This is a genomic window from Cupriavidus sp. GW821-FHT02F09, from assembly GCF_059421605.1.
Genome location: NZ_JBWKVH010000031.1, coordinates 23552 through 36776 on the forward strand (window position 1 = coordinate 23552; position 13225 = coordinate 36776).

A 13225-nucleotide genomic window follows, 5' to 3' on the forward strand; every position below is an offset into this window, starting at 1 on the left:
TCCTTCTCTGAAACGTTGTTCGCGGATCGCCGATCCTGTTACCGGCTGGACGGATACGAGCCCAGCACCTTGAAGTAAGCCGCGTTGCGGCGCAGCTCTTCCAGCGCGCGCGCCACTGAAGCATCGTGCTGGTGGCCTTCGACGTCGACGTAGAAGTAGTACTCCCACGCGCCGCTGCGCGCGGGCCGCGACTCGAACCGGCACATCGACACGCCGTTGTCGGCCAGCGGCGCAAGCAGCTGGTAGACCGCACCGGCCTTGTTGGGCACCGAGAGGATCATCGAGGTCTGGTCGCTGCCGGAGGGCTCGGTCTCGTAGCGGCCGATCACGGCGAAGCGCGTGCGGTTATGCGGATCATCCTGGATGTGCGTGCGCACCAGATGCAGGTGGTAGCGATTGGCCGCCGACTCGCCGGCGATGGCCGCCACGGTGGGATCCTCGCTGGCCATGCGTGCCGCTTCCGCATTGCTCGACACCGCCTGGCGCTCCAGGTGCGGGTAGTTGGCCGTGAGCCAGTGCTGGCACTGCGCCAGCGCCTGCGCATGCGCGCGCACCACGGTCACGCCCTTCATATCGGGCGACGACGCCATCAGGTTGTGGTGCACCTTCAGCGCGATCTCGCCACTGATCTTCAGCGAGGTCTGCAGGAACAGGTCCAGCGTGCGCGAGACCGCGCCCTCGGTGGAATTCTCCACCGGCACCACGCCGTACTCAACGGTGCCGGCTTCCACCGCGCGGAACACCTCATCAATACTGGGGCAGGGTACGCCGCTGACCTCGTGGCCAAAGTGCGCGTACAGCGCCTGCTCCGAGAACGTGCCTGCCGGGCCGAGGAAGGCCACCTCGAGCGGCTTCTCCAGCCCGCGGCAGGCCGACATCACTTCACGCCAGATTGCCGCCACGCTGTCGTCTAGCAGGGGGCCGGGGTTGGCCCCCTGCACCTTGCGGATCACCTGCAGCTCGCGCTCGGGGCGGAACACCGGCGCGCCGTACTTCTTCTTGACCTCGCCCACATCGAGGGCGAGTTGCGCGCGGCGGTTCAGCATCGCCAGCAGTTCGCGGTCGAGCGTGTCGATCTGCTCACGCAGCGGCGTCAGCTCGACGCCCAGCGCCTTTTCGGCCGCGCCATTGTCCTGCTGCGCCTCCCCCTGCACGCCTTGCTTGTCTTGATTTGTCATTGTATGAATCCGCTACGCCACGCCATTGCGCAGTGCCAATGGCAGTGAAATGGCCTTGGGTAAAACCGAATCGGCACCGCTGCGGCATCGCCAAGCGATGCCGCAGCGAACAAAGGATCAGGCCGCGGTCCGCTCGAACTCGCGCATGTACTCGATCAGGGCGGCAACGCCCTCGATCGGCATGGCGTTGTAGAGGCTGGCGCGCATGCCGCCGACCGACTTATGGCCCTTCAACTGCACCAGGCCGTTGGCGCGCGCGCCTGCCAGGAAGGCGTCGTTGCGGGATTCGTCGGCCAGGAAGAACGGCACGTTCATGCGCGAGCGGCTGCCAGGATCGATCTCGTTGCGGTAGAACGCGCTCTGGTCGAGGAACTCGTACAGCGCGTGCGATTTGGCGATATTGCGTTGCTCGATGGCGCCTACGCCGCCTTGCGCCTTGAGCCACTTGAAAACCAGCCCGGCGATATAGATGGAATAGGTCGGCGGCGTGTTGTACATCGAGTCATGCTCGGCCACCAGGCGCCAGTTGAAGGCGGACGGGCACAGGGGATGCGCATGGCCCAGCAGGTCTTCGCGCACGATCACGATAGTCAGGCCGGCCGGCCCGATGTTCTTTTGCGCGCCGCCGTAGGCTACCTGCACGCGCGACCAGTCGACCGGGCGCGACAGGATGTGGCTGGAAACGTCGGCGACCACGACCGGTCCGCCGTCGCGGTGCTGGCCGATGTCGGGCACGTCCTGGAACTCCACGCCAACGATGGTTTCGTTGGTGCACAGGTGCACGTAGGCAGCATCGTCCGACAGCTTCCAGTCAGCCACATCCGGGATGCGGGCGAACTTTTGCGCGGTGCTGGTGGCTGCGATATTCACCTCGCCGTAGCGGCGCGCTTCCTGCTCGGACTTGACCGACCAGGTGCCGGTGACGACGAAATCCGCCTTGGGACGATCCGCGTTCACGCGGCGCATCAGGTTCAGCGGCACGATGCCGTTTTCGCCGATGGCACCGCCCTGCAGGAACAGGATACGGAAGTTCTTCGGCACCTGCAGCAGTTCGCGCAGGTTGGCCAGCGCCTCGGCCTGGATGCTCTCGAACTCGCGGCTGCGGTGGCTCATTTCCATCACCGACACGCCGGATCCGTGCCACGACAGCATCTCGTCGGCTGCCTGCAGCAGCACTTCGGTCGGCAGGGCCGCCGGACCGGGCGAGAAGTTATAGACACGCTCGGCCACGGCGCGCTGCATCATGGCGGCAAGTGCTGGATTCTGGGGTTCGTTCATGGATCGAGATGGAAATGAAAAATGGCTGCCGGTATTACCCAAGCAGCCATTATCCATCAAACCCGCGCCAGATTGGGGAGGCGAGGACAGCGCCCCGCCCGCCCAGCCTGCCCGCCGGCGAATTACTTCGCCGCGGCGGCGATTTCCTTCTCGGCGGCGTCGCGCATCGACTTGCCGACTTGCGGGCCGTACTTTTGCATCATCGAGCCCCAGATTTCCTGGGTCGCCTTGCCCTGGTTAGCCATGAACTTCTGGCCGGTCGGCGACTTCAGGAACGTGGTCAGGTCCTTGATTTCCTGGGCGCTGTAGTACTTGCCGAAGGCGTCGTAGTGGGCCTTCATGGCATCGGTCTTGAAGCCATCGGTGGTGAACGCCGTGCCGGCACCATCGACCATGCGCTGCACCGCGCCGTTCTTCTTGAGCTTCTCGACGGCAGCCTGCTTTTGCTTGTCGTTGAGCGTCTTGTTCTCGACCAGTACCTGCTCCAGGACCATGGGCGCTTCCTGCTTGGCGCCTTGCTGCCAGTTCTCGGCCTGGCCCTTGACGGCCTGGTCGGCTTGCATCACGGTCAGCAGTTCCTTGATGGCAGCGGTCTTGTCGGCGTCCTGGGCATGCGCCGCGTTGGCCAGCATCATGGCCGGTACGAAGGCAGCCAGAACAGCGATACGTCGATAGGTTTTGAGCATTGTGACTCCCTTGTAAATATGTCCGTTTTAGTCCCGCAGCCGGCAATCGAGTTCCGGATAACGGGTCAATGTTGCAACAACTTACGAATTTGATCCTGTGTCAGGTGTGCCGGCGTCGGTGCCGTCCTGCGCACCTGCCTGCTCACCGTCGGCAGCCGGAGCCGCCGCATCCACCGCGTCAGCCCCTTCTTCGAGTTCGTCGCCCGCCACACCGTTGTCGGCATCGCTTTCGACGATTCGCTGCAGGCCGGACAGCTTGGTGCCCTCGTCCACATTGATCAGGGTCACGCCTTGCGTGGCACGTCCCATCTCGCGGATTTCAGACACACGTGTGCGGATCAGCACGCCGCCGGTCGTGATCAGCATGATCTCGTCCTCCGGCGACACCAGCGCGGCAGCCACTACCCGGCCGTTGCGCTCGCTCGTCTGGATCGCAATCATGCCCTTGGTGCCACGGCCATGTCGAGTGTACTCGGCGATCGGGGTGCGCTTGCCGTAACCGTTTTCGGTGGCGGTCAGCACACTGCCCACTGCGACGGCCTGCTCGCTGGTCTCGGCCGGGGCCACCAGCATGGCGATCACGGTCTGGCTTTCTTCCAGGTTCATGCCGCGCACGCCGCGGGCCTGGCGGCCCATCGGACGCACGTCGTTTTCGTCGAAGCGCACGGCCTTGCCGGAATCCGAGAACAGCATCACGTCGTGCTGGCCGTCGGTGACGGCAGCGCCGATCAGGTAGTCGCCCTCATCGAGGTCGACTGCGATGATGCCGGCCTTGCGCGGGTTCGAGAACTCGGTCAGCGCCGTCTTCTTGACAGTGCCGCGCGCGGTGCTCATGAAGATGAAGTGCTCGGCGTCGAACTGGCGCACCGGCAGGATGACGTTGATCTTCTCGCCATCGGACAGCGGGAACATATTGACGATCGGCCTGCCGCGCGAGTTGCGCGACCCCTGTGGCACCTCGTACACCTTCAGCCAGTACAGCCGGCCGCGGTTCGAGAAGCACAGGATGTAGTCATGCGTGTTGGCGACGAACAGCGTGTCGATCCAGTCGTCTTCCTTGGTGGTGGTCGCCAGCTTGCCGCGGCCGCCGCGCTTTTGCGCGCGGTACTCGGAAATCGGCTGGCTCTTCATATAGCCACTGTGCGACAGGGTCACCACCATGTCCTGCGGGGTGATCAGGTCCTCGGTATCGAGCTCGGTGGCGTTGAGCTCGATGTGCGAACGGCGCAGGTCGCCGAACTCGGCACGGATGGCGGTCAGCTCGTCGGTGATGATGGTGCTGATGCGCTCCGGGCGCGACAGGATGTCGAGCAGGTCGGAGATGACCGCCATGACATCGCGGTATTCCTGGACGATCTTGTCCTGCTCCAGGCCCGTGAGGCGCTGCAGGCGCATCTGCAGGATTTCCTGGGCTTGCGAGTCGGACAGGCGGTACAGCCCGTCGGCTTGCATGCCGAAGATGGCCGGCAGACCGTCCGGGCGGTAGGACGCCCGGCCGCCGGCGGTGTCGCCTTCAGCGCGTGCCAGCATTTCGCGCACCAGGCTGGAATCCCAGGCCTTGGCCATCAGCCCTTGCTTGGCGATGGGGGGCGTGGGCGCCGCCTTGATGATCGCGATGAACTCATCGATGTTGGCGAGAGCCACCGCCAGGCCCTCCAGCACATGGCCGCGCTCGCGCGCCTTGCGCAGCTCGAACACGGTGCGGCGGGTGACGACCTCGCGCCGGTGCGACAGGAAGCAATCCAGCATCTGGCGCAGGTTCAGCAGGCGCGGCTGGCCATCGACCAGCGCCACCATGTTCATGCCGAAGGTGTCCTGCAGCTGGGTGTGCTTATATAGATTGTTCAGCACCACTTCCGGCACTTCGTTGCGCTTGAGCTCGATCACCACGCGCATGCCGGATTTGTCGGACTCGTCGCGGATATCGGAGATGCCCTCGACCTTCTTGTCCGTCACCAGCTCGGCGATGCGCTCGAGCAGGGTGCGCTTGTTGACCTGGTAAGGCAGCTCGTCGACGATGATCGCCTGGCGCTGGCCACGGTCGATATCCTCGAAGTGCGTCTTGGCGCGCATGACGACGCGGCCGCGGCCGGTGCGGTAGCCTTCGCGCACGCCCTGGATGCCATAGATAATGCCGGCGGTCGGGAAGTCCGGCGCCGGAATCAGCTCGATCAGTTCGTCAATCGTAGCTTGCGGATTACGCAGCAGATGCAGGCAGCCATCGACCACTTCGTTAAGGTTATGCGGCGGGATATTGGTGGCCATACCCACCGCGATACCCGACGAACCATTAATCAGCAGATTCGGGATGCGTGCCGGCAGAATCAGCGGCTCATGTTCGGAGCCGTCATAATTCGGCCCGAAATCGACAGTTTCCTTATCGATATCGAGCAGCATCTCGTGGGCAATCTTGGACAGGCGGATTTCGGTATAACGCATGGCTGCCGCGTTATCCCCGTCCACCGAACCGAAGTTACCCTGGCCATCGACCAGCATGTAGCGCAGCGAGAAATTCTGCGCCATCCGCACGATCGTATCGTATACAGCAGTGTCGCCGTGGGGGTGATACTTACCAATCACGTCCCCGACGATACGGGCCGATTTCTTGTACGGCCGGTTCCAGTCGTTGTTAAGCTCATGCATCGCATAGAGCACACGCCGGTGTACCGGCTTCAAGCCATCCCGCACATCGGGAAGCGCGCGCCCGACGATCACGCTCATGGCGTAATCGAGATAGGAACGGCGCATTTCCTCTTCGAGGGAGACCGGAAGGGTTTCTTTGGCGAATTGATCCATTGCGGCGTGGGTTATCCGGCGAATTTAAACAGAAGGCACCCAGGTGAATCGCCATTCGCCAAAGCGGCGTCTGACAGGTGGGCAACGTGACATTCTAACATGCGCGGCTGCCCTCTCCCGCAGCCGCGGCGCCCCCCTTGGCAGGGGCTTCGGCAGCGCCCGGAAAGCACGCGCAAGGCCGAGTCGAAAATCCTGCAAGCACGGCCTGACAAGGGTTTGCGGGCATCGCAAGGGCCATGTTGCACAAACACCACAGGCCTAAAACCCATTGATGGAATCGAATATATTTACTTCTTAGGAAACGACCCTTGTGGCACAATTCCCCAGCGAAGAGCCAGACATTGTTCGAAGTGGAGCATACACCGCATCGAGAATGTTATACTCCGAAGAATGTATGACTTGTTTCCGTCCATTTGCTCGCAGTAACCCTGCGGTGATCTCATCCTGAGAGGAGAAATATGAAAAAATTTGCCAAGCTCGCGCTCGTTGCAGCTACCGCAGTAATGGCTGCATCCGCTCAAGCCCAGTCCGTCCCCTACGAAAAGAAGGCTGTGAACGATAACTGGGGCAACGGTACGAGCGAGTACGTGTGGAAGAACGGCACGAACGAGCTCTGCTGGCGCGACAGCTCGTGGACCCCGGCCACCGCCAACGCCCTGTGCGATGGCGCCCTGGCTCCGGCGGTCGCTCCGGCTGCCCCCTCGGTGGCACCGGTTGCTCCTCCGGTTGTTTCCAGCGAAAAGGTCACTTTCGCTGCTGACACCCTGTTCGATTTCGACAAGGCTGTGCTGAAGCCGGAAGGCAAGGCTAAGCTGGACGACCTGACCTCCAAGCTGTCGGGCATCACCCTGGAAGTGATTATCGCAGTTGGCCACACCGACTCGTTCGGCTCGGACAAGTACAACGATCGCCTGTCGATCCGTCGTGCTGAAGCCGTCAAGGCCTATCTGGTCAGCAAGGGCGTGGAAGCCAACCGTGTCTACACGGAAGGCAAGGGCAAGCGTCAGCTGAAGGTTGACCCGAAGTCGTGCAAGGGCAATCGCAAGGCACAAATCGCCTGCCAGCAGCCGAATCGTCGCGTGGAAGTCGAAGTGGTCGGCACCCGCAGCGCACGTTAATCGGAACCTTTCCGATGAAAGAAAGCCCAGCGCAAGCTGGGCTTTTTTTTTGATACAGTCGCAGCATACCCTCCGCTTTCACGCTGCCGCCCTGGTGGCGCGCCAAACTCCATGACGCAGATATCCTCCCCGCTCCATCCGACCGTTGAAACTACCTTGATCGGTAAGAACGCCGACGCACGCGAAATCGACAAATTCAGCGAGCTGGCCCATCGCTGGTGGGATCCGGAAAGCGAGTTCAAGCCGCTGCACGAACTCAACCCCCTGCGGCTCGGCTGGATCGACGGCATCGCCAGCCTCAAGGGCAAGGACGTGGTCGACATCGGCTGCGGTGGTGGCATCCTGGCGGAGAGCATGGCGCGCACCGGCGCCACGGTGCGCGGCATCGACCTGTCCACCAAGGCACTGAAGGTCGCCGACCTGCACAGCCTGGAGTCCGGCGTGACAGTGACCTACGAAGAGATCGCTGCCGAAGCGCTGGCGGCGCGCATGCCCGCCAGCGTCGATGTGGTGACCTGCATGGAAATGCTGGAGCACGTGCCCGACCCGCAATCGATCCTGCGCGCCTGCGCCACGCTGGTACGCCCGGGCGGCTACGTGTTCTGCTCCACGATCAACCGCAACCTCAAGGCCTATCTGCTGGCCGTGGTCGGCGCCGAATACGTGCTCAAGATGCTGCCGCGCGGCACGCATGACTACGACAAGTTCATCACGCCGTCCGAACTCGCCCGCTACGCCCGCAACACCGGGCTCGAACTGGTCGAGATGCGCGGCATGACCTACAACCCGCTGACCCAGGTCTACTCGCTGGGCCGGGACACCGATGTGAACTATATGATGGCATTTCGCCGGCCCGCCTGAACATGCGCACCTACGACGCAGTCTTCTTTGATCTCGACGGCACGCTCGCCGACACCGCCCCCGACCTGGCCGCGGCCGCGAACCGGCTCGTCACCGAGCATGGCCGCCCGCCCGTGGACTACGAGAAACTCCGCCCCGTGGCCTCGCACGGCGCACGCGGCCTGATTGGCGCCGCCTTCGGCAAGAGCCCGGCCGACCCAGAGTTCCCCGCCCTGCGCGACACCTTCCTCGATTACTACGAGGCCGACATCGCGGTGCATACGCGCCTGTTCGATGGCATGGCCGAGGTGCTGGACGCGCTGGAAACCGCCGGCATCCGGTGGGGTATCGTCACCAACAAGATCACGCGCTTCACAGCGCCGCTGGTCGCCGCCATCGGACTGGCGCCGCGCGCCTCAGCCGTGGTCAGCGGCGACACCACGGCGCATGCCAAGCCCCACCCCGCACCGCTGCTGCATGCCGCCGAAGTCAGCGGCGTGGCGCCCGGGCGCTGCGTGTACGTTGGCGATGACGTGCGCGACATCCAGGCAGGCAAGGCCGCCGGCATGATCACCATCACCGCGGCCTACGGCTACTGCGGCGATGGCGAACCGCCCGAGGCATGGGGCGCCGACTACCTGGTGCGCCATCCCAGCGAGCTGATCGCGCTGCTGGCCCCTGGCGCACAGCGCTGACGCGCGAGGCGGCACGGCAGGCATTTACACCTGAAGCCGCCGACGGGGTACAATCTGTCTTCTTGACACTGTTCACACAGTTCACGCAGGGGCCGACCTGGTTTCGACGTGGGTTACAAAGCAGTGGAGGGCATACCGAGGACCCGTCACCTCGTTAATCAATGGGAATGCAATAACTGCTAACGACGAACGTTACGCACTGGCCGCTTAATTGCGGCCGTCCTCGCACTGGCTCGCTGGCGGGCTAGAGTCGCAAGACTACGCGAGGTCATTAACGCCAGATAAGCCCTGAGTTTGTCACGGACCTAGGGACGAAAATTTAGTGACTCGCCGTTGTAGAGCGTGTCCGTCCGCGATGCACCGGTTAAATCAAATGGCAGGACTAAGTATGTAGAACTCTCTGTGGAGGGCTTGCGGACGCGGGTTCGATTCCCGCCGGCTCCACCAATATTCAGTCCCGGTTATTTCCAGGACTACCGAAACCCCGAGGATAGGCATCCTCGGGGTTTTCTTTTTTCCGGCTTTGATAATGAGGGTGGCGCAAAGCCCCCACTACCCCAAAAAAATTGCTGCAAAGGCGGGCAATTTCCGCCGAATTAAGATTTGTCCGATTCACATAACGCCCCCAAGCCTGCATCATCTACCCAAGCTGCCTCTGCAGAGGCAGACTTCCCGACGCGGGCCTTCGTAGCTTCACGTCCGGAGTTGCCCTCCAGCGCCCGCCCAATCCTGTGTGGGCGTCTTTTTTTGGGCGCTCGAACAAGCTCAGCGCGGTCGCCAAGCGCAAGGTCATTAGCAAATTGTAATCATCTGTTACAGTCGAGATTTTTTCGGCAACCGAAAAGCGGCGCCAGAGGCGCCCATGCGCATCGGAACAGGCAAGTACAAATGAAGAAACTGATTGGGGCTGCAAGCATTGCGCTGACCCTCGCAGGCTGTGGCGGATCGGGCGACAACAGTGACGGACTGGCGATCGTGCGCACTCCTCCCGCCACCACACCCACCACACCTACGACACCCACGGCCCCGACGACCCCAGTGACCCCGGCGGCACCCGACACCATCGCGCTTGGCTCAGGCTTCTACATCGGTACCTCTGCCGCCAGCGAGCGGTTCAACATCCTGGTGTTGGACGAGAACGTCTACTACGCCTTCTACGCGATGGCGGGCATACCGGACGTATCGACCGGGGTCCTGACCGGCAACTACAGCTCGGGCAGCGGTGCGCTCACCACCAATAACAACGGGCTGGACTTCAATCAGGAGGCGGCGGGCTACAGCCTGACCGCAGCGAACCTGATGGCGGCCTACGTGCCGGGCAAGTCGATCCAGGCGCAGGTCACCTATCGCAATGGCAGGAGCACGGTCGTCAATGCCACCTACAGCACCGACTACAACTTCATCGCGACCACCGACGGCCTGAAGGGGACTTACTACGGCACGTCGAACATCATCGACACGACCGGAATCAAGGCGGGTGCGGTAAGGCTTTCCATCGACGCCAGCGGCAACCTCACGCTAGACGGCAGCGGCTCGGGCTGCAGCTTTACCGGGACCGCCACGCCGCGGCGCCAGGGCAAGGTCTACAACGTTGCCCTGCAGCTGACTGGGCCGAGTTGCCCTTACGCGAACACACCCATGAGCGGCATCGCTTACTACGACCCCACCACCACGCATAGCTTGCCCACGCCCGGCCAGATCTACCTGTTTGCGATGCGCCCCGACCGCCAGGTCGGGGTGATCTTCACTGGCAAGCTCTGAAGCGCAGCCTAGAGAAAGCGGTCGAGGATCTTGCGGCTGCCCTTGTCCAGGCTGGCCAGGTTGCGCACCAGGTAATGGATGCCGTGGCTGTCGGAGATCAGCAGCGTGGAGCCGGCGAGGCGGCGGATGTCTTCCTCGCCACGCAGCACCAGCGACGTGAGGCCGCGATCCGTCTCTACCTCCCAGGTGCTGGGGGTAGCGTAGGTCGACACCGAGCGGATGCGGCGGATCTCCGGCATGAATTCACGGCTGGCCAGCTCGGCCTCGATCATCTCGCGCACCGGGGCAGGCAAGGTATCCAGGCGAGGCAGCCAGGCCAGCTCGCGGCCATCGGCACTGACGAGGCCGACGCCGTCGTCGGGCGCGGCGATGGGGAAGGCGCGCACGGGAACGACACCATCATGCACAACGCCATCTGCCGTGGTCATCACCAGGCGGCCAAGGGCATTGCGGGAGAGCTTGAAATCGACTTGCTGCATGTGAGCTCCCATCCTTATTGCACGTTGACCGCATCGGCGGAGGTGAGCTCCGCGTCGGCATCGACATTGCGGGCCTGCGCCTGGTAGAGCTTGTAGTAGGCGCCTTCGCGCGCCAGCAATTCATCGTGGTTGCCAACTTCCACGATCTGTCCGCGATCCATTACCACCAGTCGGTCCGCCTTGCGCAGCGTGGACAGGCGGTGGGCGATGGCGATGGTGGTGCGGCCTTGCACCAGGTTGTCCAGCGCCTTCTGGATTTCCTTCTCCGTCGTCGTATCCACCGACGAGGTGGCCTCGTCCATGATCAGGATGCGCGGATTGATCAGCAGCGCGCGAGCGATGGAGATACGCTGGCGTTCGCCGCCGGACAGCGCCTGCCCGCGCTCGCCCACGAGAGAGTCATAGCCGTGCGGCAGGCGCAGGATGAACTCGTGCGCATGAGCGGCGCGCGCCGCGGCGATGATCTCTTCGCGCGAAGCACCCGGCTTGCCGTAGGCAATGTTCTCGGCAATCGTGCCAAAGAACAGGAACGGCTCCTGCAGCACCAGCCCGATATGGCTGCGGAACTCCGAGACCGGCAGCGAGCGGATATCGACGCCGTCCAGCCGGATCGCGCCCTCGGAGACATCGTAGAAGCGGCAGATCAGGTTGACCAGCGTGCTCTTGCCCGACCCGCTGTGTCCCACCAGGCCAATCATCTCGCCCGGTGCGATCGACAGGTTGAGCCCGCGGATTACGGCACGGTTGCCGTAGCGGAAGCCCAGCTCGCGCAGCTCGATGGCGCCCTCCACACGCTCCAGGTGCACCGGCCGCGTGGGTTCCGGCACGCTGGAGACGTGATCGAGGATATCGAAGATGCGCTTGGCGCCGGCGGCGGCCTTCTGCGTGACCGAGACGATGCGGCTCATCGAATCCAGGCGTGTGTAGAAGCGGCTGATATAGGTGAGGAAGGCCACCAGCACGCCGACCGTGATCGCGTTGTGCGAGACCTGCCAGATGCCGAAGATCCACACCACCAGCAAGCCGATCTCGGTCAGCAGCGTGACGGTCGGGGTGAACAGCGACCACACCGCGTTGACCCGGTCATTGATGGCCAGGTTGTGCCGGTTGGCTTCGCGGAAGCGCTCCACTTCGCGCTTTTCCTGCGCAAAGGCCTTGACCACGCGGATGCCCGGGATGGTATCGGCCAGCACGTTGGTGATCTCCGACCAGATCCGGTCGATCTTCTCGAAGCCGTGGCGCAGCCGGTCGCGCACCAGGTGGATCATCCACGCGATGAACGGCAGCGGCACCAGGGTCACCAGCGCCAGCCACGGGTTGATCGAAATCAGGATGGCCGCCGTCATGACGATCATCAGCACGTCGGTGGCGAAATCCAGCAGATGTAGCGACAGAAATACGCAGATGCGATCACTTTCCGAGCCGATGCGGGCCATCAGGTCGCCCGTGCGCTTGCCGCCGAAGTACTCCAGCGACAGACGCAGCAGGTGCTCGTAGGTGGTGGTGCGCAGGTCCGCGCCGATGCGCTCGGACACCCGCGCCAGCAGATAGGTGCGAGCCCAGCCAAGGCTCCATGCAACCAGCGCCGCACCCAGCAGGCCGGCCAGGTACAGCTTGACCCGGTCGTAGTCGATGGGCAGCCCGTTTTGGTAGGGAATCAGCACGTTGTCCATCAACGGCATGGTCAGGTACGGCGGCACCAGCGTCGCGGCGGTGGACAGCAGCGTCAGCAGGAAACCGGCCAGCAACTGGAAGCGGTACGGCCGGGCAAACCGCCACAGGCGCAATAGGGCCCAGGTCGAAGGCGGCGTTTCCAGGTCACGGCTGCATTGCGGGCATTGGTCGTCGTCCGGGGGCAGCGGGGCCTTGCAGGTCGGGCAGACCGCTTCGGCATCCAGATCCAGCCGCCCTGCCCGGCCCGAGGCCGACAGGTCGCGCTGCGCGTGGAACTGGTCGATCAGGCGCAACGCAGCCGGGTTGTGGCCCAGCGTGTAGCGCCAACTGGCCAGCAATCGCCCGTTGTCTTGCAACTCCAGCGTGCCAACCCCCGCATGATCGGCGTGATGCAGCGATAATCCGGGCTGGATCGCCCATTCCTGCCAGTCTTTTTGCCCCGGCATGCGCGCCAGCAAGCGACGATCCGTCACAAGTACCCAGCCTTGGGTAAAATGCAGCTTTGCGTCAAGGTCGACTTCGAGCCAGGCAAGCACGGCTTCGCCAGCTTGCAGGCGGGTGCCGAGTTCGTTACGCCACGGCTCGTTGTGGGCGTCGCTGTCAATCACGGGCAAGGAAGGTTGGGTCATCGTTGGTACGGCATGCTGCGTCCTTGGGCTATGGACATAACTTGAAACAATTTAGCGCGGGCGCGCCCTGGCGGCCCGCCGATTTGCCCGC

At 63.3% G+C, this 13225-nt stretch carries 10 protein-coding genes and 1 other RNA gene; 5 read left to right on the forward strand and 6 right to left on the reverse strand.

All coding sequences use genetic code 11. From position 1 onward, the window contains the following. Positions 1–38 precede the first annotated feature (38 nt). The 4 genes from pheA to gyrA all read right to left on the reverse strand — a co-directional run bounded on the left by pheA (position 39) and on the right by gyrA (position 5938). Positions 39–1178, reverse strand: a complete 1140-nt coding sequence (gene pheA, locus AC07XB_RS27300; RefSeq protein ID WP_492373963.1) for a prephenate dehydratase — start codon at positions 1176–1178, stop codon at positions 39–41. A 117-nt stretch (positions 1179–1295) separates the two neighbouring features. Then, positions 1296–2456 carry a 3-phosphoserine/phosphohydroxythreonine transaminase gene (gene serC / locus AC07XB_RS27305; RefSeq protein ID WP_043344478.1) on the reverse strand — a complete coding sequence of 387 codons (1161 nt, stop codon included), beginning with the start codon at positions 2454–2456 and terminating at the stop codon, positions 1296–1298. 122 nt (positions 2457–2578) lie between these two features. Further along, positions 2579–3142: a DUF2059 domain-containing protein gene (locus AC07XB_RS27310; RefSeq protein ID WP_043344476.1), complete on the reverse strand. Its 564-nt coding sequence runs from the start codon at positions 3140–3142 to the stop codon at positions 2579–2581. 81 nt (positions 3143–3223) lie between these two features. Next, positions 3224–5938, reverse strand: coding sequence for a DNA gyrase subunit A (gene gyrA, locus AC07XB_RS27315; protein WP_253931343.1), 2715 nt, complete (start codon positions 5936–5938; stop codon positions 3224–3226). Between the two features lie 458 nt (positions 5939–6396). Between gyrA and ompA the strand changes: the two genes are divergently transcribed. The 5 genes from ompA to AC07XB_RS27340 all read left to right on the forward strand — a co-directional run bounded on the left by ompA (position 6397) and on the right by AC07XB_RS27340 (position 10352). Continuing rightward, positions 6397–7056 carry an outer membrane protein OmpA gene (gene ompA, locus AC07XB_RS27320; RefSeq protein WP_492373962.1) on the forward strand — a complete coding sequence of 220 codons (660 nt, stop codon included), beginning with the start codon at positions 6397–6399 and terminating at the stop codon, positions 7054–7056. A gap of 111 nt (positions 7057–7167) precedes the next feature. Continuing rightward, entirely contained in the window at positions 7168–7917 is a 750-nt protein-coding gene (ubiG, locus tag AC07XB_RS27325; protein WP_459373108.1) for a bifunctional 2-polyprenyl-6-hydroxyphenol methylase/3-demethylubiquinol 3-O-methyltransferase UbiG, read from the forward strand. Between the two features lie 2 nt (positions 7918–7919). After that, on the forward strand, positions 7920–8591 hold the full coding sequence (gph, locus tag AC07XB_RS27330; protein ID WP_416047841.1) for a phosphoglycolate phosphatase: 672 nt from the start codon (positions 7920–7922) through the stop codon (positions 8589–8591). 88 nt (positions 8592–8679) lie between these two features. After that, positions 8680–9038: a transfer-messenger RNA gene (gene ssrA / locus AC07XB_RS27335) on the forward strand. 441 nt (positions 9039–9479) lie between these two features. Beyond that, positions 9480–10352, forward strand: a complete 873-nt coding sequence (locus AC07XB_RS27340) for a hypothetical protein (protein ID WP_492830465.1) — start codon at positions 9480–9482, stop codon at positions 10350–10352. Positions 10353–10360: 8 nt separating this feature from the next. On the opposite strand, the gene AC07XB_RS27345 is transcribed toward AC07XB_RS27340, so the two are convergent. Together AC07XB_RS27345 and AC07XB_RS27350 are read right to left on the reverse strand one after the other, a co-directional pair. Then, positions 10361–10831: a cyanophycin metabolism-associated DUF1854 family protein gene (locus AC07XB_RS27345; protein ID WP_144409738.1), complete on the reverse strand. Its 471-nt coding sequence runs from the start codon at positions 10829–10831 to the stop codon at positions 10361–10363. Positions 10832–10845: 14 nt separating this feature from the next. After that, positions 10846–13134 (reverse strand): cyanophycin metabolism-associated ABC transporter, encoded by a 2289-nt coding sequence (locus AC07XB_RS27350; protein WP_492830463.1) that lies wholly within the window; start codon positions 13132–13134, stop codon positions 10846–10848. Between the last annotated feature and the right edge of the window lie 91 nt (positions 13135–13225).